This is a genomic window from Paracraurococcus ruber (assembly GCF_004353985.1).
Taxonomy (GTDB): Bacteria; Pseudomonadota; Alphaproteobacteria; order Acetobacterales; family Acetobacteraceae; genus Paracraurococcus; species Paracraurococcus ruber.
This window is the reverse complement of sequence record NZ_SMOA01000683.1, coordinates 1-512: the sequence shown is the minus strand read 5'-3', so window position 1 is coordinate 512 and position 512 is coordinate 1. Positions and strand designations below refer to the sequence as shown.

General features: G+C 78.1%; 1 protein-coding gene. It reads right to left on the bottom strand.

Features of this window, described 5'->3' with window-relative positions:
• Positions 1–58 precede the first annotated feature (58 nt).
• Positions 59–512: hypothetical protein (locus E2C05_RS33840; protein ID WP_205083313.1), on the bottom strand; the 454-nt coding region annotated here is incomplete at its 5' end.

Here is a 512-nt window from a genome sequence, read left to right as displayed (position 1 = left end):
GCCCGGAATGCCCGCGCCGCCGCGCTGCCGCCCCCGGCGCGTCGCGGCGCGGCGCTGGTCACGCGACCTGCCGCGGCCGCCAGATGGCGGTATGCCGCACCGCGGCGCGCGGCGCGCCGTCGCCGCCCAGCACCAGCACATCCAGTTCGACGAAGGCATGGCCCTTGCGGACATCGTTGGCGGTGACGCGGGCGCAGGCCGTCAGCGCTTCGCCGATCCGCGCCGCCGCCACGTTGCGCACCGCGCTGCCGACATGGATCCACGGCCCCAGCACCACATTCTGCACCAGCGCCTGGTTGCACAGCCGCAGCACCTGGCCGGGATGCAGCAGCCCGTCGCGCGCATAGAGCGGGTCGTCTTCCCCGACCGCGTCGCGATAGGCGGCCGCATCGGCGGGCGTCGCCCGGAAGGGCCGCGTGCCGAGCAGGGTGCCGGGCGCCAGCGTCGCCTCGCTGGCCGGCGGCCGCTCCGCCGGCGGGGCCTGCCAGGGCGGCGCCGCCGCGTCGGGCCCT